Source organism: Salinivibrio siamensis, from assembly GCF_001996005.1.
Taxonomy (GTDB): domain Bacteria; phylum Pseudomonadota; class Gammaproteobacteria; order Enterobacterales; family Vibrionaceae; genus Salinivibrio; species Salinivibrio siamensis.
The window spans coordinates 15,192-41,205 of sequence record NZ_MUFB01000025.1 but is presented as its reverse complement, the minus strand read 5'-3'; the positions used below and the strand labels follow the sequence as shown (position 1 = coordinate 41,205).

The 26,014-nt window shown below is 51.4% G+C and carries 22 protein-coding genes and 2 tRNA genes; 3 read left to right on the top strand and 21 right to left on the bottom strand.

Going from position 1 to position 26,014, the window contains the following annotated elements; all coding sequences use genetic code 11:
- Positions 1–15: 15 nt before the first annotated feature.
- The 9 genes from nusA to rlmE all read right to left on the bottom strand — a co-directional run bounded on the left by nusA (position 16) and on the right by rlmE (position 8,034).
- Positions 16–1,503 (bottom strand): transcription termination factor NusA, encoded by a 1,488-nt coding sequence (gene nusA / locus BZG73_RS12580; protein ID WP_077668468.1) that lies wholly within the window; start codon positions 1,501–1,503, stop codon positions 16–18.
- A 21-nt stretch (positions 1,504–1,524) separates the two neighbouring features.
- Entirely contained in the window at positions 1,525–1,980 is a 456-nt protein-coding gene (rimP, locus tag BZG73_RS12575) for a ribosome maturation factor RimP (RefSeq protein WP_077668467.1), read from the bottom strand.
- A 422-nt stretch (positions 1,981–2,402) separates the two neighbouring features.
- Positions 2,403–2,479, bottom strand: a tRNA-Met gene (locus BZG73_RS12570).
- 63 nt (positions 2,480–2,542) lie between these two features.
- Positions 2,543–2,629: transfer RNA gene (locus tag BZG73_RS12565), tRNA-Leu, on the bottom strand.
- A gap of 7 nt (positions 2,630–2,636) precedes the next feature.
- A complete protein-coding gene (gene secG / locus BZG73_RS12560; RefSeq protein WP_046075116.1) occupies positions 2,637–2,975 on the bottom strand; it encodes a preprotein translocase subunit SecG in 339 nt (112 codons plus the stop codon).
- A 177-nt stretch (positions 2,976–3,152) separates the two neighbouring features.
- The gene (glmM, locus tag BZG73_RS12555) at positions 3,153–4,490 is read right to left on the bottom strand and encodes a phosphoglucosamine mutase (protein ID WP_077668466.1); all 1,338 of its coding nucleotides are present in this window, start codon (positions 4,488–4,490) and stop codon (positions 3,153–3,155) included.
- Entirely contained in the window at positions 4,490–5,341 is an 852-nt protein-coding gene (folP, locus tag BZG73_RS12550; protein WP_077668465.1) for a dihydropteroate synthase, read from the bottom strand. The genes glmM and folP overlap by 1 nt, the downstream gene beginning before the upstream one ends.
- Positions 5,342–5,403: 62 nt before the next feature.
- Positions 5,404–7,353 carry an ATP-dependent zinc metalloprotease FtsH gene (gene ftsH / locus BZG73_RS12545; RefSeq protein ID WP_077668464.1) on the bottom strand — a complete coding sequence of 650 codons (1,950 nt, stop codon included), beginning with the start codon at positions 7,351–7,353 and terminating at the stop codon, positions 5,404–5,406.
- A 51-nt stretch (positions 7,354–7,404) separates the two neighbouring features.
- Positions 7,405–8,034 (bottom strand): 23S rRNA (uridine(2552)-2'-O)-methyltransferase RlmE, encoded by a 630-nt coding sequence (rlmE, locus tag BZG73_RS12540; protein WP_077578311.1) that lies wholly within the window; start codon positions 8,032–8,034, stop codon positions 7,405–7,407.
- A 204-nt stretch (positions 8,035–8,238) separates the two neighbouring features.
- Between rlmE and yhbY the strand changes: the two genes are divergently transcribed.
- A complete protein-coding gene (gene yhbY / locus BZG73_RS12535; RefSeq protein ID WP_046075111.1) occupies positions 8,239–8,535 on the top strand; it encodes a ribosome assembly RNA-binding protein YhbY in 297 nt (98 codons plus the stop codon).
- A 103-nt stretch (positions 8,536–8,638) separates the two neighbouring features.
- Here yhbY and greA read toward each other — a convergent pair whose 3' ends face one another.
- Positions 8,639–9,112, bottom strand: a complete 474-nt coding sequence (gene greA / locus BZG73_RS12530; RefSeq protein WP_046075110.1) for a transcription elongation factor GreA — start codon at positions 9,110–9,112, stop codon at positions 8,639–8,641.
- Between the two features lie 276 nt (positions 9,113–9,388).
- Here greA and dacB point away from each other — a divergent pair, with 276 nt between their 5' ends.
- Positions 9,389–10,831, top strand: coding sequence for a serine-type D-Ala-D-Ala carboxypeptidase (gene dacB, locus BZG73_RS12525; RefSeq protein ID WP_077668463.1), 1,443 nt, complete (start codon positions 9,389–9,391; stop codon positions 10,829–10,831).
- A gap of 51 nt (positions 10,832–10,882) precedes the next feature.
- Here dacB and carB read toward each other — a convergent pair whose 3' ends face one another.
- The 9 genes from carB to murJ all read right to left on the bottom strand — a co-directional run bounded on the left by carB (position 10,883) and on the right by murJ (position 24,065).
- A complete protein-coding gene (gene carB, locus BZG73_RS12520) occupies positions 10,883–14,110 on the bottom strand; it encodes a carbamoyl-phosphate synthase large subunit (protein ID WP_077668462.1) in 3,228 nt (1,075 codons plus the stop codon).
- Between the two features lie 15 nt (positions 14,111–14,125).
- Positions 14,126–15,265, bottom strand: coding sequence for a glutamine-hydrolyzing carbamoyl-phosphate synthase small subunit (carA, locus tag BZG73_RS12515; RefSeq protein ID WP_077668461.1), 1,140 nt, complete (start codon positions 15,263–15,265; stop codon positions 14,126–14,128).
- Positions 15,266–15,732: 467 nt separating this feature from the next.
- A complete protein-coding gene (gene dapB / locus BZG73_RS12510; RefSeq protein WP_077668460.1) occupies positions 15,733–16,536 on the bottom strand; it encodes a 4-hydroxy-tetrahydrodipicolinate reductase in 804 nt (267 codons plus the stop codon).
- A gap of 134 nt (positions 16,537–16,670) precedes the next feature.
- Complete coding sequence (gene ispH / locus BZG73_RS12505) at positions 16,671–17,615, bottom strand: 4-hydroxy-3-methylbut-2-enyl diphosphate reductase (protein WP_046075106.1); 945 nt, start codon at positions 17,613–17,615, stop codon at positions 16,671–16,673.
- Between the two features lie 10 nt (positions 17,616–17,625).
- Positions 17,626–18,057: an FKBP-type peptidyl-prolyl cis-trans isomerase gene (gene fkpB / locus BZG73_RS12500; protein ID WP_077578307.1), complete on the bottom strand. Its 432-nt coding sequence runs from the start codon at positions 18,055–18,057 to the stop codon at positions 17,626–17,628.
- Positions 18,058–18,101: 44 nt separating this feature from the next.
- Positions 18,102–18,611, bottom strand: coding sequence for a signal peptidase II (gene lspA, locus BZG73_RS12495; protein ID WP_046075104.1), 510 nt, complete (start codon positions 18,609–18,611; stop codon positions 18,102–18,104).
- Positions 18,611–21,436 carry an isoleucine--tRNA ligase gene (gene ileS, locus BZG73_RS12490; RefSeq protein ID WP_077667058.1) on the bottom strand — a complete coding sequence of 942 codons (2,826 nt, stop codon included), beginning with the start codon at positions 21,434–21,436 and terminating at the stop codon, positions 18,611–18,613. The genes lspA and ileS overlap by 1 nt, the downstream gene beginning before the upstream one ends.
- A gap of 30 nt (positions 21,437–21,466) precedes the next feature.
- Positions 21,467–22,402, bottom strand: coding sequence for a bifunctional riboflavin kinase/FAD synthetase (gene ribF, locus BZG73_RS12485; RefSeq protein WP_077578305.1), 936 nt, complete (start codon positions 22,400–22,402; stop codon positions 21,467–21,469).
- A 91-nt stretch (positions 22,403–22,493) separates the two neighbouring features.
- Entirely contained in the window at positions 22,494–24,065 is a 1,572-nt protein-coding gene (murJ, locus tag BZG73_RS12480; protein WP_077578304.1) for a murein biosynthesis integral membrane protein MurJ, read from the bottom strand.
- Between the two features lie 286 nt (positions 24,066–24,351).
- On the opposite strand from murJ, the gene rpsT reads away from it, so the two are divergent.
- Positions 24,352–24,612, top strand: a complete 261-nt coding sequence (gene rpsT, locus BZG73_RS12475; protein WP_046075100.1) for a 30S ribosomal protein S20 — start codon at positions 24,352–24,354, stop codon at positions 24,610–24,612.
- A gap of 55 nt (positions 24,613–24,667) precedes the next feature.
- On the opposite strand, the gene BZG73_RS12470 is transcribed toward rpsT, so the two are convergent.
- Both BZG73_RS12470 and nhaR read right to left on the bottom strand, forming a co-directional pair.
- Positions 24,668–24,985: an ArsR/SmtB family transcription factor gene (locus tag BZG73_RS12470; RefSeq protein ID WP_046075099.1), complete on the bottom strand. Its 318-nt coding sequence runs from the start codon at positions 24,983–24,985 to the stop codon at positions 24,668–24,670.
- Positions 24,986–25,051: 66 nt separating this feature from the next.
- Positions 25,052–25,945, bottom strand: coding sequence for a transcriptional activator NhaR (gene nhaR, locus BZG73_RS12465; protein ID WP_046075098.1), 894 nt, complete (start codon positions 25,943–25,945; stop codon positions 25,052–25,054).
- Positions 25,946–26,014 lie beyond the last annotated feature (69 nt).

The following is a 26,014-nucleotide window of genomic DNA, read 5'->3' as shown; positions in this document are numbered from 1 at the left end:
CCTCCTTTGCCGTCTTTACGCTTCGTCGCTGAACCAGCAGATATTACGCGCGGCCATAATCAGCTCACCTGCACTGGTCTCATCTAATCCGTCGATATCTAACAGATCGTCAGTACCTTGATCAGCCAGATCTTCCAAGGTCTTCACGCCTTTAGCGGCGAGTTTAAAGGCCATTTCACGAGAAACACCATCCAGTGCCAGCAAATCTTCGGCAGGTTCAACATCTCCCAGCGACTCTTCTTGTGCCAGCGCGATGGTGGTCAACGCTTCTTTGGCACGTGCGCGCAAAATCTCGACGGTGTCTTCATCTAGTCCATCGATTTCGAGCATTTCGCTGGTTGGCACATAGGCCACTTCTTCAAGGGTGGTAAACCCTTCTTCCACCAAGGTTTCGGCAAAGTCTTCGTCAATATCGAGGTACTTCACGAACAATTCGACAGAGGCTTGCGCTTCTTCCTGGTGTTTTTTCTGTAGATCTTCAACCGTCATCACGTTCAGTTCCCAACCGGTTAGTTGAGATGCCAAACGGACGTTTTGACCATTACGGCCAATCGCCTGCGCCAAGTTATCCGCCGCAACGGCAATATCCATGGAGTGCGTGTCTTCATCGACGATGATAGAGGCTACGTCGGCCGGTGCCATGGCATTGATCACAAACTGCGCCGGGTTATCATCCCACAACACGATATCAATACGCTCACCACCCAACTCGGTCGATACGGCTTGCACACGCGCACCACGCATACCCACACAGGCGCCCACAGGGTCAATGCGTTTATCGTTGGTTTTCACGGCAATTTTTGCCCGTGAAGCAGGGTCACGCGCCGCGCCCATCAGCTCAATCATTTCTTCGCCAATTTCTGGCACTTCAATGCGGAACAGCTCACTTAGCATTTCCGGCTTTGAGCGAGTCATGAACAGTTGGAAGCCACGTGCTTCAGGACGGACGGCGTAGAGTAAACCACGTACCCGATCACCCGGGCGGAAGTTTTCACGCGGCAGTTGATCTTCACGCTGGATAACCGCTTCCGCGTTGTTGCCTAGGTCAACGATGATCACATCACGGTTAACCTTCTTGACCACACCGGTAACCAGTTCACCTTCGTTGTCCATGAACTGCTCAACCACTTGCGCACGTTCAGCTTCACGCACTTTTTGTACGATCACTTGCTTAGCGGTTTGAGTGGTAATACGGTCAAAGGCAACAGATTCAATCTGATCTTCAACGTAACCACCCAACTCTAAGGTTTCGTCTTCGTACTGTGCGGCTTCTAACGTGATTTCACGCGTAGGCTGTGTCACTTCGTCAACCACGAGCCAACGACGGAAAGTATCGAATTCACCGGATTTGCGATCAATGGCGATACGTACATCAATGTCGGCTTCGTACTTCTTTTTGGTTGCCGTTGCCAGTGCGGTTTCCAGTGCCTCAAAAATACGCTCACGCGGAACGGCTTTTTCGTTTGAGACCGCTTCGACAACAGCCAAGATTTCTTTATTCATCTACTAATGCCTCATTTACTCTTAAAATGAAGGAACCAGGTTTGCTTTGGCGATATTACTCAAGGCAAACGCCTCATCTTGGCCGTCAACGCGAACCGTGATGGTATCGCCATCGACAGAAAGGATTTTTCCTTTCCACTTACGGCGGTTTTGCATAGCCATTTTCAGCACGATGTTCACTTCATGCCCGATGAATTGCTGATAATGATCAGCGGTGAACAGTGGACGATCAACACCTGGTGATGACACCTCTAGGTTGTAAGCCACTGTGATTGGGTCTTCTACATCCAATACTGCGCTCACTTGACGGCTCACGTCGGCACAATCGTCGACGGTAATGCCATTTTCATGGTCAATAAAGATACGCAGTGTCGAATGTTGGCCAGCTCGAACAAATTCAAGCCCAACCAACTCATAGTCCAACGCCTTAACCGGCGCGGCCAAAAGTTCAGTCAGTTGTTTCTCTAATCCTGTCATTCCAAACCCCAGAAATAAAAAAAGGGCTTAAAAGCCCAGTTACTATCCGAATGGTCTTCTTCAGATAACAAAAAACCCCGAAGATCGGGGTTTAATGTAACTGGACCCTGATGCTACGCCAGTAGCGTAGCCGTTATCGCTGGTGTCGGAATCATCTCAGCAATAACGAGAGAGTAACTCTCTGCACAAAGGCTTATTGGTCCGCTTCGTGCTGCCCCGAGGGCAAAAAGGCTAGCACGTGGCTAGCCCGGTTAGCGTGGCTTTAGTAAGAAACGCTAACGCGTTATTCAGTTTAGCCGTTATGTTAACAACAAACTTGAAATTGGTTGTGGGAAGCGGATTTTACCGCGCCGTGCAACGGCGCCGACCGAAGGTCGTGTTGATTGCATTCAACCTGATATTTCACTTCACCAACCTAAAATTGGTTGCGGGAGACGGATTTGAACCGCCGACCTTCGGGTTATGAGCCCGACGAGCTACCAAACTGCTCCATCCCGCGTCCGATGGCGACTACTATATCGCTTTTTGCAACAAAGGTGCAAGCAAATGCCCTTTGTGAACTTGGTGCCGAGAGCGGGACTTGAACCCGCACGCCTATAAAGGCACTACCCCCTCAAGATAGCGTGTCTACCAATTCCACCACCTCGGCTCAATTTTTACTGAGGGATCTCACTGTTATCAACAGGGATTTCGTCCTCTTTTGGCGCCGCTTGCTGTTGTGTAGCAGGCTCGCTTAAATCTTCAAAACCGCCTTTTGCTTCAGGCTTATGTGCAGTGAGGTTACCAAGCACCAAACTCAGGGCAAAAAATGCAATTGCAAAACCGGTTGTCATTCGGGTTAAAAAGTTTCCAGAGCCGCCAGAGCCAAATACAGTATTTGATGCTCCAGCCCCGAACGAGGCTCCCATATCTGCGCCTTTACCTTGCTGAACCAGAACCAGGCCAATTACACCGATTGCGGCCAACAGATAAATCACAAGTAGAATTTCGTACATGGTTCCACCTATGCTCCAGGTTGTTGAGCCGGCAGTGTTACTTCTCAGCCAGCGCAGCCCCCTTTGTTGGGAGCGGGTGAATACTAGCGAAAGCGCGGTGACGAAACAAGAGGAAATTGCAAAAAACCTTGATTTCGACGCTGTTTGCGCAATCTATGACCACCCGCTCGACCGTTATCAACAATTCGCTTTCACCGCCTCTGCGATTTCAAGCGCATAAGCGTGGACGTTGTCGGCCTCAGGCCCTTCCACCATCACTCGGATTAAAGGTTCAGTGCCCGATTTACGCAACAGTACACGTCCTTGTTCGCCCAGCTTTTCCTCGACACTGGCTTTAGCTGCCAGCACAGGCGCGCTTTGTAACGGGTCAACCGTGCCGCTAAAACGGACGTTCTCTAACACCTGGGGCAGTAGCGTCATGCCATCGCTTAAGGCTTTAAGATCCATCCCTGTCGCGGCGATGCTCGCCAGCACTTGCAACGCGGCGACAATACCATCACCGGTCGTGACCTTATCCAGCACAATGACGTGGCCCGAGTTTTCTGCACCGATCCGCCAGCCTTTCTCTTGCAGCTTTTCCATCACATAACGGTCGCCCACTTTGGCGCGCGCAAACGGAATGCCGAGAGACTGAAGCGCAAGCTCCATCCCCATGTTGGTCATCAGGGTACCAACGACACCGCCTTTCAATTCACCACGGCGCAGGCTCTCGCGGGCGATAATATACGCAATTTGGTCGCCGTCGACTTTGTTGCCAAGGTGATCCACCATGATCACGCGGTCGCCATCACCGTCAAAAGCGATGCCTAAGTCCGCTTTTTGTTCGAGGACTTGTTTTTGTAACGCACGAACGTCCGTGGCCCCCACCTCATCGTTTATATTGGTACCGTTGGGCGCACAGCCAATGGTGGTCACCTCCGCACCGAGTTCACGAAACACAGAAGGCGCAATGTGATAGGTGGCACCGTGAGCACAATCGAGCACAATTTTTAAGCCACTCAGGCTTAAAGCGCTCGGGAAGGTACCTTTACAAAACTCGATGTAACGCCCGGCCGCGTCATTAATGCGGCTGGCTTTACCTAACTCAGCCGACTCGACACAAGTCAGTGTTTTTTCCAGCTCAGCTTCAATCGCTAACTCAACCTCATCAGCCAGTTTAGTGCCTTCTGAGGAGAAGAATTTAATCCCGTTATCATAATGCGGGTTATGTGACGCCGAGATCACAATCCCAGCTTCCGCGCGGAACGTTTGGGTTAAGTAGGCAATCGCAGGTGTCGGCATGGGGCCGGTAAAGGCGGCTTCTAGACCCGCCGCAGAGAGCCCCGACTCCAACGCCGACTCWAACATATACCCAGAAATGCGCGTGTCTTTACCAATCAGAACCTTACGTGTGCCTTGTTGTGATAACACACGACCTGCCGCCCAACCAAGCTTTAACATAAACTCTGGTGTAATGGGAAACTCCCCCACCTTGCCACGCACACCATCGGTGCCAAAATACTTACGTTCTGTCATTATTTTTCTTCTCCTAATCCATTTTTTACATGCGCTGCCATGGCGACGACCTTGAGTGCATCAGCGGTTTCTTTCACATCGTGAACGCGAATGATTTGTGCGCCTTTCGCCGCAGCTAAGGTGGCACAGGCAAGGCTACCGCCCAGAATATCCTGCGGCGTTTTATCTAACATTTTATAAATCATTGACTTGCGTGACATGCCTGCTAATACAGGTAACCCGAAGTCATGAAAAGCATCGAGGTCAGCAAGAAGCTGATAGTTATGCGCCAACGTCTTACCAAAACCAAACCCGGGATCCAGAATAATATTCTGTCGACGGATCCCCGCCTCAGTGCAGGCCTCGATACGTGCTGCTAAAAACGCTTTCACGTCCCCCACGACATCTTGGTAGTCAGGGGCCGCTTGCATTGTCCGTGGTTGTCCTTGCATGTGCATGATGCACACAGGCACTTGCAGATCCGCTGCCGCTTCCAACGCACCAGGCGCTTGCAGCGCTCGCACATCATTAATGAGATTGGCGCCTGCTTTTACTGCGGCACGCATCACACCAGCCTTACTGGTATCAATCGAAATCCAACAATCAGATTGCTCACGAATCGCTTCAATGACTGGGACAACACGATTGATCTCGTCTTGCTCTTCTACATCAGCAGCACCTGGGCGTGTCGACTCGCCACCAATATCTAAAATGGTGGCGCCGTCGGCTAGCATCTGCATCGCTCGCTCAACCGCTATATCGCGGTGCTGAAATTGGCCGCCATCTGAGAAAGAGTCCGGCGTCACATTCAAGATACCCATGATGACAGGGCGAGTAAGGGGGAGTGCGTTATTCTTGTGGGTTATTTGCATGTGTTTGTTTCCAAGCACGATCAAAAAAACCCCGACGTATCGGGGTTTGCATTCATGGAGGTTTACGCTTCAGATTGGTTTTCTGAATCAAGCGGTTTTTGTTTTTTGTCGTCAGATTGCTCGTCAGACTCGCTCGCTTTCGAGGCATCCGGCTTGCTCGGCGTATCATCTGAAGATGAACCGCCATTACCGCCTTCCCAGCCCGCGGGCTCTCGCACGTCACGGCGAGCCATCAGATCATCAATCTGCGCTGCATCAATGGTTTCGTACTTCATCAAGGCATCTTTCATCGCGTGCATGATATCGAGGTTTTCTTCCAAGATTTGCTTGGCGCGATCGTAGTTGCGGTCGATGATGCCACGAATTTCAGAGTCAATGAGTCGGGCTGTCTCATCGGAGATATGCTTGGTTTGCGCGACCGAGCGTCCTAAGAAGACTTCGCCTTCTTCTTCTGCATACAGAAGCGGACCCAATTTTTCCGAGAAGCCCCACTGCGTGACCATTTTGCGAGCAATATCCGTCGCTCGCTCGATGTCATTCGACGCCCCCGTCGAAACTTTTTCTTTGCCGTATATCAGCTCTTCGGCCAAGCGTCCACCATAAAGGCTTGAAATCATCGAGTCGAGATGCTGACGCGACATGCTGATCCTGTCTTGCTCAGGCAAGTACATGGTCACACCCAATGCACGTCCACGTGGGATAATGGATACCTTATACACAGGGTCATGTTCAGGCACCAAGCGACCAACAATTGCGTGACCCGCTTCGTGATAGGCGGTTGACTCTTTGGTTTCTTCCGACATCACCATTGAACGGCGCTCTGCACCCATCATGATTTTGTCTTTCGCCAGTTCAAACTCGACCATCGATACGACACGTTTGTTACCACGCGCAGAGAACAGTGCTGCTTCGTTAACAAGGTTAGCCAAGTCAGCCCCTGAGAAGCCCGGCGTACCGCGCGCAATCAGTGACGCATCGACATCATTGCCTAGCGGTACTTTGCGCATGTGTACTTTGAGAATATGCTCACGGCCACGCACATCTGGCAAGCTCACCACCACTTGACGGTCAAAACGACCAGGACGCAATAGCGCAGGGTCCAATACGTCTGGGCGGTTCGTCGCCGCAATGACGATAACGCCTTCGTTGCCCTCAAAGCCATCCATTTCGACCAGCATCTGGTTTAAGGTCTGCTCACGCTCGTCATGACCTCCGCCAAGCCCAGCGCCACGCTGACGACCGACAGCGTCGATTTCATCGATAAAGATGATGCAAGGTGAGGCTTTCTTCGCTTGCTCGAACATATCGCGGACGCGTGATGCACCCACACCTACGAACATTTCCACGAAATCGGAGCCGGAAATGGTAAAGAACGGTACTTTGGCTTCACCCGCAATCGCTTTGGCTAGCAAGGTTTTACCGGTACCCGGAGGGCCGACCATGAGTACGCCGGTTGGGATTTTACCCCCTAACTTTTGGAAACGGCTTGGGTCGCGCAAGTAATCTACCAACTCCTTTACGTCTTCTTTGGCTTCATCACAGCCTGCAACGTCGGTAAAGGTCGTTTTAACCTGCTCCTCACTCATCATTTTGGCTTTTGATTTACCAAAAGACATGGCGCCTTTGCCGCCACCACCTTGCATCTGGCGCATGAAGAAAATCCATACCCCGATAAGCAGTAGCATTGGGAACCAAGAAATGAAGATCGATGCCAACATACTTGGCTCTTCAGGTGGCGTCCCTTTCACGCGCACGTTTTTGTTAAGCAGATCATCCAAAAGTTTTGGATCATTCATCACAGGCATAAAGGTGACATAGCGTGAGCCGTCACGTCGGGTGACACTCAGCTCACGATCGTCAAATTTTACTTCCTGTATTTGATCGTTGCCGATTTCGCGTACGAAAGAGGTATAGTCGACTTGACGACCGGCGCTGTCCCCTGGTCCAAAGCTTTGGAACACAGACATTAAGACAACGGCGATAACCAGCCACAGAATCAAGTTTTTTGCCATGTCACTCAAGGTGTTAGCCTCGCATAACTGAGATAGATAAATGTAAGGGTACTACAGTTTATAACCTGTAGCCACAATGTAGACTTCTCGCGACCTTGCACGGGATGAGTCGGGTTTTCGAATTTTGACCGCTGTAAACATTTTACGCACCTCGGCCAAATACTGATCAAAGCCTTCGCCCTGAAAAACTTTTACCACGAAGCTGCCTTTCGGCCCCAGCACTTCACGGCACATCTCTAATGCCAGTTCGACCAAATACATCGCTTTGGGTTGATCGGCCGCCTGATTGCCGCTCATGTTTGGCGCCATGTCAGACATCACCACATCAACTTGGTTGGGTTGAATGCGCTCGAGCAAGGTGTCGAGCACCGCTTGTTCGCGAAAATCCCCTTGAAGAAAGCTAACACCTGGCATGGGATCCATGGGTAGGATATCGCAAGCAATCACTTGCCCATCGTCACCGACTTGTGTCGCGGCATATTGCGACCAACCTCCAGGCGCAGCGCCCAGATCGACCACTGTCATTCCCGGTTTCAAGATGCGATCTTTTTGCTGAATCTCTTCTAGCTTAAAAATAGCCCGAGACCGATATCCTTTTTTCTGCGCTTCATGAACGTACTTATCGTCGAAGTGTTCTTTCAGCCAGCGTCCTGAGCTGGCAGAGTGTTTTTTATTCGCCATGTTGTTCCTACTACGCCCGCCAATGCACCACATTCATATAAAATTCAGGCAATTGTGTGCGTTAGCTTATTCTCAAAGACAGACTCACTCTCACCCAGCAGACGACGTGCATGGCATCTGCCCACTTTCTACTGTTTCAGTTTGTGGTGAGATGGCGTTAGAATGGCATGTTTTCAACCCCTAGCAAATAGAAATCGAGCCAACATGAAACTCAGCACCAAACAAAAACAGTATCTCAAAGGACTGGCTCACCCGCTTAAGCCTGTAGTCTTAATGGGCGCCAATGGTTTAACTGAAGCCGTGGTCGCTGAAATTGAGCTTGCGCTTGACCACCACGAGCTGATTAAAGTGAAAGTGGCCTCTGAAGACCGTGAGACCAAAAACCTGATTATCGACGCGATCCTACGGGAAACAGGCGCCGAAAAAGTGCAGGTAATCGGTAAAACTTTGGTCATTTATCGCCAAAGCGACGCACGCAAAATTGAATTACCACGCAAATAATCATGTGTGTGATCAAGTACGTGCTGTAGCATAACAAAAAGGCCGCATTGCGGCCTTTTTACTGTGTCAGCATCGGAGAAAAGTTACATTCCGTAACACTTTCCTACACGTAATCGACGCTATCAATTTCGAACTCTTTGACGCCACCTGGGGTGGTGATGCTCACTTCTTCACCTTCTTCTTTACCAATCAGGCCGCGAGCAATGGGAGAATTCACCGAAATCAAATTCGCTTTGATGTCGGCTTCATCATCACCCACGATCCGATAGGTCACTTCTTCGTCAGTGCTCACGTCAATCAAGGTGACCGTCGCGCCAAAAATCACTTTGCCATTATTCGGCATCTTGGTGACATCAATCACCTGTGCCACCGACAGCTTGTATTCGATGTCACGGATTTGCGCCTCACAAATGCCCTGCTCTTCACGAGCCGCATGATATTCTGCGTTTTCTTTTAAGTCACCGAGCTCACGCGCCTCTGCAATGGCGTTGGAGATCTCAGGGCGACGCTTGATCAACTTGTCCAGCTCTTCTCGTAGCAGCTGCTCACCGCGTACGGTCATTGGCACTTTATCCATAAATGACATTACCTCTTTCAATCCACAGCAAAGGGATTTTGGCAAAACAAAGCCACGCCCAAACAGAGTATCTGGGCGCGGCGGAATTCAACGCTTTTTTTAGATTGTAAACAAGAATTCGCGCAAAATCATCTCTGATCCGGTGATAGCGTGAGCCATCCATCGGCTATCCGCTTCGCCCCCAGCCCAGCTGACGGCCTGGCCACCCCGAACGGCTTGTCTTCAAGGCTAGACAGGGTAGGATGGCATGCATGCGCAAACAAAAAGGCTTTTACCATGCTGTCCGCTCTTTTCCGCCGCCTCGCCCCCATGGCGATTTTCCTCGTGCCGTTTGCATCGGCCTCGGCGCCGTCGTTAACACTGGAACAACTGACACCATTGCTCCCCAAAGGCAGCCAAGTCGCGCTATGGGTGAGTGATGCGCAGCAAAATCAGCCCCAGATCAGTGAGCAAGCCGATGCGCTGCTGCCCCCAGCCAGTACACAAAAACTCCTCACCGGACTCGCCGCTCGGCTTTATTTACCGAGCACTTTCCGTTTTTCCACCCGATTGGTGCAAACCGGTGATGACATCGCCCTTATTTTTAACGGTGACCCCTCACTGACTCGAAAGGATATTCGTCAACTGCTGAGTCAATTACCGCGTCGTGGTCTCGATACCATTAACAATCTCTATCTGGATGGGCATGCGTTTGCTGGTCGCACCCGTGCGCCTGGCTGGCCATGGGACATTTTAGCGGTCTGCTACAGTGCACCTTCCACGGCAATCACCCTCAATCACAACTGTGTGCAAGGTGCGATTTATAGCCAGCCTGATAGCACGTTGACACGCGTGCATGTCCCTGACCACCAGCCCGTTTCGGTAGAGAACCAAGCGCGAGCGGTAAGCGAGGACGAACAAGCTAACCGCCATTGCGGTCTCGATCTCACCGCGACACCGCAAAATACGTATTATTTTTCCGGTTGCCTCCCGCATCGGGAGCGTCCGCTGCCCCTCAACTTTGCCGTACAGACCCCTTCGACTTACGTCAAAGCCATTGTGGCCGATGAGCTCGCACGCCTGAATGTGCGTGTGAAAGGCGATATCCGAGTGGCGCGGGCGCCCAGCCAGTCACGCGAGTTGGCTCGTCACCAGTCAGCGCCCCTTACCTCCCTACTCACCACGATGCTGCGCGACTCTGACAACCTCATTGCCGACAATCTTCTCAAAGCCTTGGGACGCCGCTACTTTCAGCAGCCTGGCTCTTATCGCAATGGCGTCGCGGCGGTGAAAGCGATATTGCAGGAGGCTGGGATTGACCTATCACAGGCTGTGCTGGTCGATGGCTCAGGGCTGTCTCGTAATAACCGTCTCAGCGCCCGCCAACTGGCGCAGGTGATGCATTACATCACCACTCACCCGGCACTTGGCATGGTTAAAATGCTCCCCACTGCCGGTGTGGATGGTACCCTCAAGTATCGCCAGAGTATTCGCCACGCCCCCATAAAAGGGCGTTTAAAGGCCAAAAGTGGTTCGCTGTATGGCAGCTTTAATCTAGCTGGGTTTTTGGAGGATGATTCAGGAAACCAGCATATCGTGGTGCAACTTGTCAGTCATTATCATCCCGAGGAAGACGCACAGCCGGAGAATGTGCCCTCGCCGATTACTCAGTTTGAGCGTGAATTTTATATGGCGCTGATCCGCGGTCAGCTACTGCCTACACGAGCGCCATCTCACTGAACAAAAAAGCCCGCCAAGATGGCGGGCTCATACGCGTTGACGGTCGCACCGTTATGATTTAGTACGTACCCGTGCATGCAACGATTGCACAGGATTGACTTTACTCATATCGGCGGCCGTTAACGCCATACAGGTCGCGAAAGCAGCATTCAAGGTCGTGGTATAATTCACTTTAGCCGCCAGTGCGCCACGGCGCAGCACTTTTGAGTCCTCAATCGCTTGACGCCCTTCCGTGGTATTGACGATATAGCTGTACTCACCGTTTTTGATGCGATCAAGAATGTGTGGTCGCCCTTCATGTACCTTATTGACCAGACGCGGATTGATGCCCGCCTCGCCAAGGATCACCGCGGTGCCGTGGGTCGCGTCGAGCTCAAAACCAAGCTTGAGCAACTTCGCCGCTAAATCCACCACGCGCTGCTTGTCATTATTGCGCACCGATAACAAGGCACGTCCACCCTCGCTGTAGGCTTTACCACAGGCTAAATCCGCTTTGGCAAACGCTTCGGCAAAGGTATCACCGACACCCATCACCTCGCCGGTCGAGCGCATTTCAGGGCCCAGCAGTGGATCAACCCCTGGGAATTTATTGAACGGCAGCACTACCTCTTTGACCGAGTAATAAGGTGGAATCACCTCTTTAACAAACCCTTGCTCGGCCAGTGAGCGTCCGGCCATGACCCGTGCTGCAATTTTCGCGAGCGGGACACCGGTCGCCTTGGACACAAATGGGACAGTACGCGCCGCACGCGGGTTGACTTCAATGAGATAGATTTCATCATCTTTCACCGCAAATTGGGTGTTGACCAAACCTTTGACGCCTAGCTCCAACGCCAGCTTACGCACCTGTTCACGCATGCGATCTTGGATATCGTCACTGAGGGTATAAGCTGGTAGCGAGCAAGCGGAGTCACCGGAGTGCACGCCAGCTTGCTCGATGTGCTCCATAATGCCGCCAATCACGGCGGTTTCACCATCGCACACGGCATCGATGTCCACTTCAGTCGCATCATCCAAGAAATGATCCAGCAGGACTGGCGACTCATGCGACACACTCACGGCCTCGTTAAAGTAGCGGCGTAGGTCGGTTTCATCATAGACAATTTCCATCGCTCGCCCGCCGAGGACGTAGGACGGACGCACCACCAGCGGATAACCAATTTCTTTGGCTTTCTCCACTGCTTGTTCCAGTGCGGTGACGGTGGCGTTAGCAGGCTGCTTAAGGCCAAGGCGCTGCACCGCATCTTGGAAACGCTCGCGATCTTCAGCACGGTCAATCGCATCTGGGCTGGTACCGATAATCGGCACACCCGCCGCTTCTAAGTCACGGGCAAGTTTAAGTGGCGTTTGCCCACCGTACTGAACAATGACCCCTTCAGGCTTTTCAACGTTCACGATGGCGAGTACGTCTTCCAAGGTGATCGGCTCAAAATAGAGGCGGTCAGAGGTGTCATAATCGGTAGAAACGGTTTCAGGGTTACAGTTGACCATAATGGTTTCAAAACCATCTTCACGCAGGGCCAGAGATGCGTGGACACAGCAGTAGTCGAACTCGATCCCTTGCCCGATTCGGTTCGGGCCACCGCCAATCACCATGATCTTCTTCTTATCCGTCGGCTGTGACTCGCACTCTTCATCGTAGGTAGAGTACATATACGCGGTGTCAGAAGAGAACTCAGCGGCACAGGTATCCACACGTTTGTAGACAGGATGAATCTGGAACTTGTCACGCAGTTTGCGTACTTCAATTTCCGACACGCCTAACAAGGTTGCCAAACGGACATCAGAAAAACCTTTACGTTTTAACTGACGCAGCGCGGCTTTGTTGAGCCCCGCGAAGCCTTGCTCACGCACTTGCTGCTCATGTTTAACAATGTCTTCAATTTGTACCAAAAACCAGCGGTCGATATTGGTGAGATTAAATACGCCATCGACCGACATACCGGCACGAAACGCATCGGCAATGTACCAAATCCGTTCGGCGCCGGGCTCTTTGAGTTCATGACGAATTTTAGTTAACGCCGTATCGTCATCCAGGTTTACCATCTCATCAAAACCCGCCGCGCCCACTTCCAGACCGCGTAATGCTTTTTGCAGTGACTCTTGCTGGTTACGGCCAATCGCCATCACCTCACCCACTGACTTCATCTGGGTGGTTAAACGGTCGTTCGCGCCGGCAAATTTTTCAAAGTTAAAGCGTGGGATTTTAGTCACGACATAATCGATGGTCGGCTCGAACGAGGCGGGCGTTGCGCCACCGGTGATATCGTTCATCAACTCGTCAAGGGTAAAGCCCACCGCCAACTTGGCTGCCACTTTCGCAATTGGGAAGCCGGTCGCTTTTGAGGCCAATGCCGAAGAGCGTGATACCCGCGGGTTCATCTCGATGATCACCATGCGGCCATTTTTGGGGTTAATCCCAAACTGTACATTTGAGCCGCCGGTTTCAACGCCAATTTCGCGCAAAACAGCCAACGACGCATTGCGCATCAATTGGTATTCTTTGTCGGTCAGGGTTTGCGCCGGCGCCACCGTGATAGAGTCCCCCGTGTGGACCCCCATGGCGTCGAAATTTTCAATCGAGCAGACAATGATGCAGTTGTCGTTTTTATCCCGCACCACTTCCATTTCGTATTCTTTCCAGCCAATGAGTGACTCATCAATCAACAACTCATTGGTGGGGGATAAATCGAGGCCGCGCTCGCAAATCTCTTTGAACTCTTCCTGGTTGTAGGCGATGCCCCCACCAGTGCCTCCCATGGTAAAGGAGGGACGGATAATACAAGGGAAGCCCACTTCGTCGAGCACCTTGTGCGCCTCATCCATGCTGTGGGCGATGCCCGCACGCGGACAATCCAAACCAATGCTTTGCATCGCCTCATCGAAGCGATGGCGGTCTTCGGCTTTGTCTATTGCGTCAGCGGTGGCGCCGATCATTTCCACGCCAAATTCGGCTAACACGCCATGGCGCTCGAGATCCAGTGCACAGTTCAAACCTGTCTGGCCACCCATGGTTGGCAGTACGGCGTCAGGGCGTTCTTTTTCGATGATGTGTTTCACCACCTGCCACTGGATAGGCTCGATGTAAGTGGCATCGGCCATCTCTGGGTCTGTCATGATGGTGGCAGGGTTGGAATTGACCAAGATGACACGATAACCCTCTTCGCGCAGGGCTTTACACGCTTGTGCCCCTGAGTAGTCAAATTCGCAGGCTTGGCCAATGATAATCGGGCCTGCGCCCAAGATAAGGATGCTTTTTATGTCTGTGCGTTTTGGCATGCTCAACGACTCCAATTAGGCGCGATGTTGTTTGATGAGGTCGATAAAATGATCAAAAAGTGGCGCGGCATCATGCGGCCCTGGGCTTGCCTCTGGGTGCCCTTGGAAACTAAATGCGGGTTTATCCGTGCGATGAATACCTTGTAAGCTACCATCAAACAAAGACACATGGGTCGCGCGCAGCGTCTCTGGCAGGCTGTCTTTATCGGCCGCAAAGCCATGGTTTTGGCTGGTGATCATCACCACACCACGCTCCAAGTCTTTGACCGGATGGTTAGCCCCGTGATGACCAAACTTCATCTTAATTGTGTTCGCCCCACTGGCGAGGGCTAAGATTTGATGGCCAAGACAAATGCCAAACAAAGGCAAGCCTTCTGACAAAAACGTGCGCGTCGCTTCAATCGCGTAATCACACGGCGCCGGATCGCCAGGGCCATTGGATAAGAAAACCCCATCCGGGCTCATCGCTAACACCTCTTCCGCTGGCGTGGTCGCGGGCACGACCGTCAAGCGACAGCCACGGTCAACTAACATGCGCAAAATATTGCGTTTAGCACCAAAGTCATAGGCCACCACGTGATACGGCAACTCACCTTCTACGGCAGCCTCGGGCAAGCCTTGATGAAGCTGCCAAGAGCCTTGTGTCCAGCGGTAGCTTTCTTTGGTGGTCACTTCTTTGGCGAGATCCATTCCCTTCAAGCCAGGAAAGTCCTGCGCTTTCGCGAGCGCCAAGGCCTCATCCACACTGTCACCGGCCACAATACAGCCGTTCTGCGCGCCCTTCTCTCGCAACAAGCGCGTGAGTTTCCGCGTATCGATATCGGCAATACCGAGAATGTTGTGCTGTTTGAGGTAGTCAGAAAGGGATTGTTGATTGCGGAAGTTGCTGGCTAACAGGGGAAGATCACGAATAACGAGGCCTTGGGCATGAACTTGGCTAGATTCTTCGTCTTCGGAGTTGGTGCCGGTGTTGCCAATATGAGGATAGGTGAGTGTCACAATCYGACGGGAATAAGAGGGGTCGGTTAATATTTCTTGGTACCCCGTCATCGAGGTATTGAAAACCACTTCTCCCACCGCGGTGCCATCAGCGCCGATTGGGGTACCGTGGAACACTGTCCCATCTTCTAGGACTAAGAGCGCAGACTTGCTCAAGACAACCTCCAGTTATATAGAAATGCACTTTTTACGACTAACGTTGCATTCACGTATTCCATCTAAGATCAAAACTCACGTCAAGCTGAATTTTGACAAATTGCGCGCATTCTAGGGATGCACAGGGGGAGTGTCAATCAAAGCGTGTTATTTTTCTTTATTTTATTCGTCACTCATAAAGAAACGACCGCCAAAGCGCTATAACAACAAGCCTCACCCATGAATTACGGATAAAAAACGTGCAAAAGGCGCACTTAATGTGTTTTTCATCAACACCTTTTTACCCTTATCAGAAAAGGTAAATTAGCAAACGTTTACTCATGCAACAAAAGCATGCATAAGGGCTATCTGTCACCATAATGACAACAAACACAAGATTAGTGGTAATAATGTCTGAACCAGGAAGGCAACCGACAGAGGAAGAGGGAAAAGCAGAAAAAAACATCGCGCCGAGGCGCGATGAATAATTATTTAAGATTGAGGACGTCTTGCATCGTGTATAAACCGCATTGATGCTGATTGAGCCAAACCGCAGCTCGTACGGCGCCTTTGGCAAAGGTGTTTCGATTAGACGCCTTGTGAGTAATTTCTACACGCTCGCCAATATCGGCAAACATCGCCGTATGCTCGCCAACAATGTCACCTGCTCGAAGCGTGGCAAAGCCAATTTCATCTTTGCTTCGCTCTCCGGTGATCCCTTCACGCRCATAAACCGCCACATCGCTAAGTTTATTTCCCATTGCGCCGGCAATGGCTTCACCCATACCGAGTGCGGTACCAGATGGTGCATCGACTTTATGACGATGGTGCGCTTCAACAATTTCAATGTCGCACTCCTCTCCCATCACTTGGGCTGCCTGCTCTAACAACTTGAAGACAAGATTGACACCAACACTGTAATTCGGGGCCATCACCATGGCTGTCGAAGCCGCCGCTTCTTCAATGGTTTGCTTTTGCGAGTCATCAAACCCTGTTGTACCTATGACCAACTGCTTGCCTTGTGCTTGGCATAACGTCAGGTTAGCCAGGGTCGCAGCAGGGGCGGTGAAATCAATGACCACATCGAAGTCGTCACTCACTTTCGCCAAATCGTCCACCACATTAACGCCTAACCGGCCAATACCCGCGAGCTCTCCCGCATCGGTACCGACTAAGCTGGATTCCGGTCTTTCGCTCGCGGCCCCTAAAGTAGCACCTGGATACTGTGAAACCGCTTGGATAAGGTTGCGACCCATGCGCCCAGCCGCGCCTGCTATGGCAATACGTACCATGATTTTCCCCTTTGTCACTATGCCAGTTCACTGGCTCCTTCTTGGTAGTCAATCACTCTAGCGCGTTCCTTGGCACTTGTATATTGGCGAAAAAAAGGGAAGCCCGTGCTCCCCTCGCCGTATTGAACATCACCCTAGGTGACTTCTCGAATTTGCAACTCTTTAGGCACTTCAAAAAACATGTTTTCTTCACGCCCAGCGAGATTATCAACATGGGTGGCACCCAGCTGCTTGATTCGCTCGATAATTTGATCCACTAACTCTTCTGGTGCCGACGCACCGGCCGTGATCCCGACCGTCTGCTTGCCTTCAAACCAGGCCGGATCGATATCTTCCGCCGTATCGGTTAAATAACCTGGCGTACCGAGTTTTTCGGATAACTCGCGCAGACGGTTTGAGTTGGAGCTGTTTTTTGACCCAACCACCACCATCACATCACAGCTTTGCGCTAAATCGCGCACTGCGTCTTGGCGGTTCTGGGTGGCATAACAAATGTCGTCTTTACGTGGTCCTTGGATGTTAGGAAACACCTTACGCAAGGTATCAATCACATCCGCGGTTTCATCGACCGACAGGGTGGTTTGGCTCACATAGTGCAAGTTATCAGGATCGCTCACCTTCAAGGTATACACATCCTCTGGGGTTTCGACCAAATACATGCCGCCGGTTTCACTGGCGTATTGCCCCATGGTGCCTTCCACTTCAGGGTGGCCGGCATGGCCGATCAGTACCACTTCCATATTCTTACGACTGGCACGCGCAACCTCCATATGCACTTTCGTCACCAGCGGGCACGTGGCATCAAATACGGTTAACTGACGCGACTTGGCCTCATTACGCACCGCTTGCGACACGCCGTGGGCGGAGAAAATCACAATATTGTCGTCGGGCACTTCGCTGATCTGCTCAACAAAAATCGCCCCACGCTGCTTTAAGCCTTCCACCACAAAGCGGTTATGCACCACTTCATGACGGACATAAATGGGAGGTTGATAGATTTCTAGCGCGCGCTCAACAATACTGATGGCACGGTCAACCCCTGCGCAAAAGCCACGGGGATTGGCAAGTAAGATCTTCATGTGTCCGCCTTTATTGCACACTTATAATTTCAACATCAAAAATGACGGTCTTCCCAGCCAGCGGGTGGTTAAAATCAACCGTGACGGAATCCCCAGTCACTGCCGTCACAATGCCCGGGATCTCCTGCCCTTGCGGCCCACTAAAGGCAATGATCGCCCCTTCTTCTGCGGGCGTTTCTCCACCAAAGTGACGGCGATCCATGTGATGGATATTATCCGGATTAGGCTGGCCGAATGCATCCTCTGGTGCCAAGGTGAAGCTGCTCGACTCCCCTTCTTTTAAACCAAGAAGGCAAGTTTCAAAGTTTTCCGTCAAGCTACCGTCGCCCATCACCAGCTTCGCCGGYTTACCCGCATTATGGGTGGTATCGGCAACCGAACCATCTTCCAGTTTGATGGTAAAGTGCATAATGACTTCGCTAGACGCTGTGATTGATTTCATGATTCATCCTTTTAGACAGTCGCGGTTTTGCTGATAGATACGCATCATCCTTGTTTGGTCGATGACTGGCCTTGACGAAAACTATCTAGGATTATCAATGCAGCGCCCAAACATATCGCCGAATCGGCGAGATTAAACGCTGGCCAGTGCGAACTTCCGAGATAAAAATCAAGGAAGTCAATCACGTAGCCATGCACAAGACGATCAAACAAATTACCCAGTGCGCCACCAATGATCATCGCATAGGCAATATTGATCATGCGTTTGCTGGCCGGTGTTCCCCGCATCCAATACGCCAATAATCCGCTCACCCCCAGTGCAATCGCACTGAACAGCCAACGCTGCCAACCGCCGGCATCACTTAAAAAACTAAACGCCGCGCCGTGGTTGTGCACGTATGTAAGATTGAAAAAAGGCAGCACTTCAATCCGATTCGCAAACCCGTATTCCATGGTTTGCATCACCAGCCACTTGCTGCCGATATCGAGAGCAAAGACCAGCGGCGCTAGCCAAAGCCAGCGCCATCCTGATTGTGAGAGGGAAAGAGTCTGCATCACGCAAATTGGCGAGTTTCGCCTTCTCCTGCAATATTGGTCACGCAACGGCCACAGATCTCTTCATGACCCGCAATGGTGCCAACATCAGCGACATGGTGCCAACAGCGCTCACACTTAGCCGCGCTTGATGCCGCCACGTCCACAGCCAACCCGTCGAGTTCAGTCTGTGTTGCGGAATCAGGGGCATCTCCCGCGATCACGGTCGCTTTCGAGGTCAACAGCACAAAGCGAAGTTCGTCGCCCATCAAGCGCAGCTTCTCGGCAAAGTCTGTCGGTGCATAAAGCGTGACTTCCGCTTCTAATGAACCGCCGATGACTTTTTCATTCCGGGCTTGCTCTAGGGTTTTGTTCACTGCACCGCGAACATCGAGCAATTTCGCCCAGAACGCCTGATTCAGCACAGCCTGCTGTTCTAAGTCAAACAAGCCGTCATACCAGACTTCGGTGAAGACAAACTTGGTTCGCTCGCCGGGCATTTCATTCCAGATCTCATCCGCGGTAAATGACATAATCGGTGCCATCCAGCGTACCAGTGCTTCCACGATGTGGAACAGCGCCGTTTGACAGCTGCGGTGCGCATGGCTGCCTGCTTTGGCTGTGTACTGACGATCCTTGATGATATCGAGGTAGAACGAGCCCATTTCAATCGAGCAGAACTGCATCAAACGCTGAGTCACTTGGTGGAAGTTACAAGCATCATACGCGGCAGTGATCTCTTGCTGCGCTTCGAGGGCGCGGCTGACGGCCCAGCGATCGACCGCCACCAAATCGTCTGGAGCAACCAAGTCAGTTTTAGGGTCAAAACCGTGTAGGTTAGCCAGCAAGAAGCGCGAGGTATTACGGATACGACGATAGGCATCGGCACTGCGTTTTAGAATTTCATCCGACACACTGATCTCACCCGTATAATCGGTTGATGCCACCCACAAACGGAGAATATCGGCACCCAGCTTATTCATCACATCTTGCGGCATGATGGTATTTCCCAACGACTTCGACATCTTGCGGCCATTACCGTCGACGGTGAAGCCATGGGTGAGTACACGGCGGTATGGGGCTTTGTCTTTAATTGCCACCGACGTCATCAGTGATGACTGGAACCAGCCACGGTGTTGATCCGAGCCTTCCAAATACATATCGGCTTCTTGACCGTTAAACTCGTCACGCTGATTAACCACAGCATAGTGCGTTGCGCCAGAGTCAAACCACACATCCAGGGTATCCAAGACTTTCTCGTACTGATCAGCGTCATCGCCCAACAGTTCATTCAGATCTAAGTCCCACCACGCTTGAATACCGGCTTTCTCTACGCGCTGAGCCACCTGCTCAATCAGGTTGAGCGTATCCGGGTGTAGCTCTGAGGTTTCTTTATGAACGAACAGGGCAATAGGCACGCCCCAAGTGCGCTGGCGCGAAATACACCAGTCTGGACGCCCTTCCACCATTGACTCAATGCGGCTTTGTCCCCAGTCAGGGATCCATTCAACGTTCTTGATCTCTTGCAGCGCTTTATCTCGCAGACCCGCTTTGTCCATAGCAATGAACCATTGCGGCGTGGCACGGAAGATGATCGGTGTTTTGTGGCGCCAGCAATGCGGGTAGCTGTGCTCATACGCGTGATGATGCAATAAGGCACCGTGTGTTTTCAGCGCTTCAATCACGCTGTCGTTGGCTTTAAACACGTGTTGACCGGCAAACAGCGGCGTATCGGGCAGATAGACACCATTGCTGCCAACCGGGTTAGCTACTTCGAGATCGTATTTTTGACCGACCACAAAGTCTTCTTGACCATGCCCTGGCGCCGTATGAACCACACCGGTACCCGATTCAGTGGTAACGTGATCGCCTAGGATAACTGGCACATCAAAGTCATAAAAAGGATGCTGCACGCGTTGAAGCTCCAACGCTTCACCTTTACAGAAACCAAGGTTGTGATAGTGCTCAATACCCGCGCGATCCATCACATCTTTTGCCAGCTCTGCGGCAAGGATCAAGCGCTGTGGCTGGTCACCTTCCACTTGCACCAAGACGTATTCCAAGTCCGCCGCAACGGCGACCGCACGGTTCGCTGGCAAAGTCCAAGGCGTCGTGGTCCAGATCACCGCGGATACTGGGCCTTCGCCTTGGTGATCGCCCGCTAGGGTAAATACGTTCAATAATGCCTGCTCATCAACCGCGCGGAAAGTGACGTCAATCGACGGTGATGTTTTATCTTGGTACTCAACTTCGGCTTCCGCGAGCGCCGAACCACAGTCTGTGCACCAATGTACGGGCTTGAAGCCTTTGTGCAAATGACCATTGCCCGCAATTTTACCCAGCGCTCGGATAATATTGGCTTCGGTATTAAAGTCCATGGTCAGGTAAGGCTTATCCCACTCACCTAATACGCCAAGCCGTTTGAAGTCAGCTTTTTGACCTTCTACTTGCTTGGCCGCGTATTCACGACATTTTTCCCGGAACTCGGCGGTGGAGATTTTCTGACCCGGCTTGCCAACTTTTTTCTCTACCATCAATTCGATAGGTAGACCATGGCAGTCCCAGCCAGGGACGTACGGTGCGTCATAGTCCGCTAGCGTTTTCGATTTAATAATAATGTCTTTGAGAATTTTATTAACAGAGTGACCAATGTGAATATTGCCGTTCGCGTACGGAGGACCGTCATGCAAAATAAATGTTTTTTTGCCTTTCTTCGCTTGACGGATTGCACCGTAAAGATCTTCATCGTACCAACGCTTGAGCATATCAGGCTCGCGCTTAGCAAGATTACCTCGCATCGGAAACGCGGTTTCCGGCAGGTTTAAGGTATCTTTGTAGTCACTCATTGATTATTGATTCCGTATGGAGGTTACACTCTAGACATTATTGGCATCAGCCAGCCACGCACGCGCGGCTGATGCATCTCGTTGAATTTGCATTTTTAACGCGTCTACTGACGCAAATTTGGTCTCGTCACGCAACTTATGTAACAAGCTTACTTCAAGCTGTTTGCCGTATAAGTCGAGCGTGTGATCAAAAAGGTGTACTTCGAGTTGCTGGTGCGTGCCGTTTACCGTAGGACGGTGCCCTACATTCGCCACCCCAGGCAACGATTGCCCATCGATGGCCACCGTTACCGCATAGACACCAGACACAGGTGAAACGCGACGTTTAAGCAACACATTTGCAGTAGGAAAACCAATCGTCCGCCCTAGCTTGCGACCGTGGGCAACCCGGCCACAAATACTGTAAGGACGCCCTAGCATATCGGCCGCCACTTGCATCTTTCCGGCGGAAAGTGCATCACGAATCGCCGTGCTACTCACACGCCGGTCGCTCACACAAAAGCTCTCGGTACTGACAACCGCAAAGTCATGCTCTTGTCCGGCTTGCTTTAAGCGCGAAAAGTCGCCAGTTCGCTTAAGGCCAAAGCGAAAGTCGTCACCCACAACCAGAAACTTAACACCCAATTGATTGACCAACAAGCGGTCCACAAAGGCATCAGGGCTCATGGCGGCGAATGCCGGGGTAAAACTCACGCACAACAGCCTGTCGACGCCCAGTTTGGCAAGCTGGGTGTATTTGTCCCGCAATCGCGATAAACGGGCAGGCGCTTGCTCTCCGAGAAATAACTCGAGCGGTTGCGGCTCGAACAGCATGACGGTCGCAGGCAAGTCAAGGACTCTGGCCTTCTCAACGACTTGACGCAAAACAGCCTGGTGGCCGAGGTGGACACCATCGAAATTCCCGATGGTCAGTACACAGCCTCGGTGTTGCGCCCGGATGTTGTGGATGCCTCGAATTAATTCCATCGCCTGCTGACTATTTGAACTATTAAAACTGGCGGATTATATACTAGTCAGCGCTGGCAATCAGCCCTGGATTGATAATCCGCGCGCTCTATCATCCACGATGACGAATATCACTCACCCGTACACCGAGCAACAGGGCGGTGACAAGATAAAGCGCGCCGCCTCCCACAATAAGGCTGGCTAACGTTAAGCTTCGAGATAACAAGGACATCGACACCCACTGAGACAACGCAGGCATCACCAGGTACAAACCGGCAATCATCACCCCCACAGCCAACACGAGTTTGCTAATAAATCCGACGGTTGCCCGCGATAATTGATAAATGCCTTGGCGGTGTAATCCTTGATAGAGCAGGCCGGCGTTAATCAACGCAGACAGCGCGGTGGCTATGGCCAGCCCGACATAACTAAACAAGTAAGCAAAAATGGCGTTGAAAACCATGTTACTCGCCATCGCTATCACACCATACTTTACGGGCGTTTTGGTGTCTTGGCGGGCGTAGTAACCAGGCGCAAGGACCTTGATCACCATAAAATTGACCAAGCCACAGGCATAAGCCATCAACGATAAACTCGCCGCTTCTACGTCAGGGACGCCAAATTCACCACGCATAAAGAGCACCATCAACATCGGTTGGGCAAGCACGATCAAACCCGCCATCGCTGGGATCCCAAGGAGCAACACCATACGCACGCCCCAATCCATGGTGGCAGAAAATTGCTGAGGCGATTGGTCAACATGCTTTTTCGATAGCGCCGGCAAGATCACGGTGGCAATGGCAATACCAAACAGACCGAGCGGAAATTCAAGCAAGCGATCAGAGTAATACAGCCAACTGATCGACCCTGTCATCAAGAAACTGGCAATAAAGGTGTCGAATAATAGGTTAATTTGGCTCACCGAGACCCCGAAAAGCGCGGGAATCATCAGCTGGCGTATTTTCACTACCCCAGGATGCTGCCAGCCCCACTTAGGTTTTACCAGCATGCCTTCTTGAGAGAGGAAAGGCAGTTGAAATAAAAGCTGAACCGCGCCCCCAATAAAGACACCAATCGCCAAACCTATTTCAGGTTGGGCAAGATGCGGGGAGATACCTATCGCCGCTGCGATAATGGCGATATTCAAAAAAACAGGGGTAAAGCTCGACACCGCAAATTTATTGAGGGTGTTAAGTATCGCCCCAGATAAAGCCACAAAGGTAATAAACCATAAGTAAGGGAAGGTGATTTTGAGCATCAAGCTCGCCAACTCAAACTTGGCACCGTCAGGCCGGCCCTCGAGCCAATCAACGAACCAACCTGTACCAAACAGCGCCGCTAGGACGGGCGAACCGACCACCCCGAGCAAGGTGACAAGAGTGACCAAGCCACCTAAGGTGCCCACCACATTGGCGACCAGCTCACGCGAGTGCGCGCGTGTGTCATCATCTTTATCTCGCGCTTGATATTCAGTTAATACGGGCACAAACGCTTGCGAGAAGGCGCCTTCTGCGAACAAACGACGCAAAAAGTTCGGAATTTTGTTGGCGAAAAAGAACACATCGGCGGCGGCGCCTGCCCCCATCAAGTTCGCGATCACCACATCACGGACCAGCCCTAAAACACGGGACACCAAAGTCATGGTGCTCACGATGAGCCCAGAGCGTAAAAGTCGCTTACTCACGGTTACCTCTTGAAAACACGTGCCCAATGCGCGTCACTGTCGCACCTTCATTGTTTCTTTCCGCTGTCACGTTATCGCTGACATCGATAAGAAATGGAAATATAGGTGACGTCGGGGCTGAAATGCTGATAGAATCAGCCGCCATATTAACTGTGATAACCCCGCAGCGCCAACACATCGTTGGAGCGGCGGATCTTTGCACAAATGAATTGACAATAGAGGTAAAAAGAGGCATAGTCCTCCGCCTTGAAATGTCACCGAACAAAAAGATTTGGGAGTTAGACCCTTGGCGAATATCAAATCTGCTAAGAAGCGTGCGATCCAGTCTGAGAAGCGTCGCCAGCACAACGCAAGCCGTCGCTCTATGATGCGCACTTATATGAAGAAAACTGCTTCAGCTATCGCTGCAGGCGACAAAGAAGCAGCAACTGCTGCTTTTGCACAAGTTCAGCCTATTCTTGATCGTTCAGCCACCAAAGGCCTGATCCACAAGAACAAAGCAGCTCGTTACAAAGCAGCATTCGCAGCACAAATTAAAGCGCTGTAATTTTGCTCTTTGCAAAGAGATAAAAAAAACCGGCTTCGGCCGGTTTTTTTATTGCTTAAGGGTTGGGTGAATCCACGGTTTCCTTACAATACAGATCATGTAATAACTGGATAACCGCCTCAACTTCATCACTTTTTAGCGAGTAATACACGGTTTGCGCTTCTTTACGCGTGGCCACTAGGCCATCTTTTCGAAGCCAAGCAAGGTGTTGAGACAGCGCCGACTGGCTTAAAGGCACTCGCTCCACCAGCTGCCCAACCGACAACTCTCCTTGCAATAGATAACACAGAATGAACAGGCGTTTCTCGTTGGCCATGGCCTTGAGCAGGTTTACCGCCTTCGGCCCATTCTGCTGCATGCGGGCTAAATCCATTCAACTTCCATCACTCATTAATACTCATTGCCACGAGTCTAGCACGATCTTTATGCCAATCTGTAACTAAACAAATAAGCGGCTGTAATCTGCCTCACAAATCCGCTTGACCGCCGGATGCTGGATCATTCGCTCGGCGAATATCACATAGTACTCTTCTTTGACCGCACTCAACTCGACAATTTGTACGGCTTGCCCGAGGCGCGTCACTTCCTCGGCATAGGTGGTGGGCGCAATGAATAACGCCTGATGACTAATGCCAAATGCTTTCATCAGTGCAGAGTCATCAAACTCACCCAGTATGTTGGGCACGATGCCTTGTTGATCAAACCACTGTGTGAGTTTTCGTCCCATAGCGGTTGCTTTGCTCGGCATCAATATTTTTTGCGTGGCAAGACGGATAGGTAGCGGCACATCGGGGGGCTCTGCGGGATTAGAGGAATACAAACTCATGCTACTCTCACCAAGCTTGACGCTAAATAACCCCGCCTGTTGCGTGGAATCGACTGGGCAGTCGGACAAGATCATATCCAATTTATGCTGAGAGAGCTGTTCGAGTAGCATCTCGTGCGTCGATTCAAAGCAACGTAGGTGGATGGCATTATCGTTCGGGATAGCATGAAGCAAGATTTGACTGATCAAACGCTTAGATAAGGCATCAGCCACCCCTACATCAAATAAGATGTTTTCTTGTTGGCTATAGTTAACAATATCCAGCATCTCATAACTCAAGCCAAACATACGGTCCGCATATTGAAAAACGAGCTGACCCAGTTCGGTGGGCTCAACATAACGGCCATTGCGTTTAGTAAGCTTGCCATTTAAGCGCTGTTCCAGCGCTCGGATTTGCCCTGTCACTGTTTGTGGTGTTAAACAAAGTTTGTCCGCCCCTTGGGTGATTGAACCTTGCTTGCAGACCATCCAGAAATAATAGAGGTGGTTGTAGTTTAGGTGAGCCATGCTGATTGATAAAAAAACGCCAGACGAGCAGCTTACGCTGCCCCTCTGGCGCCTTCAAGTTTCATGCTC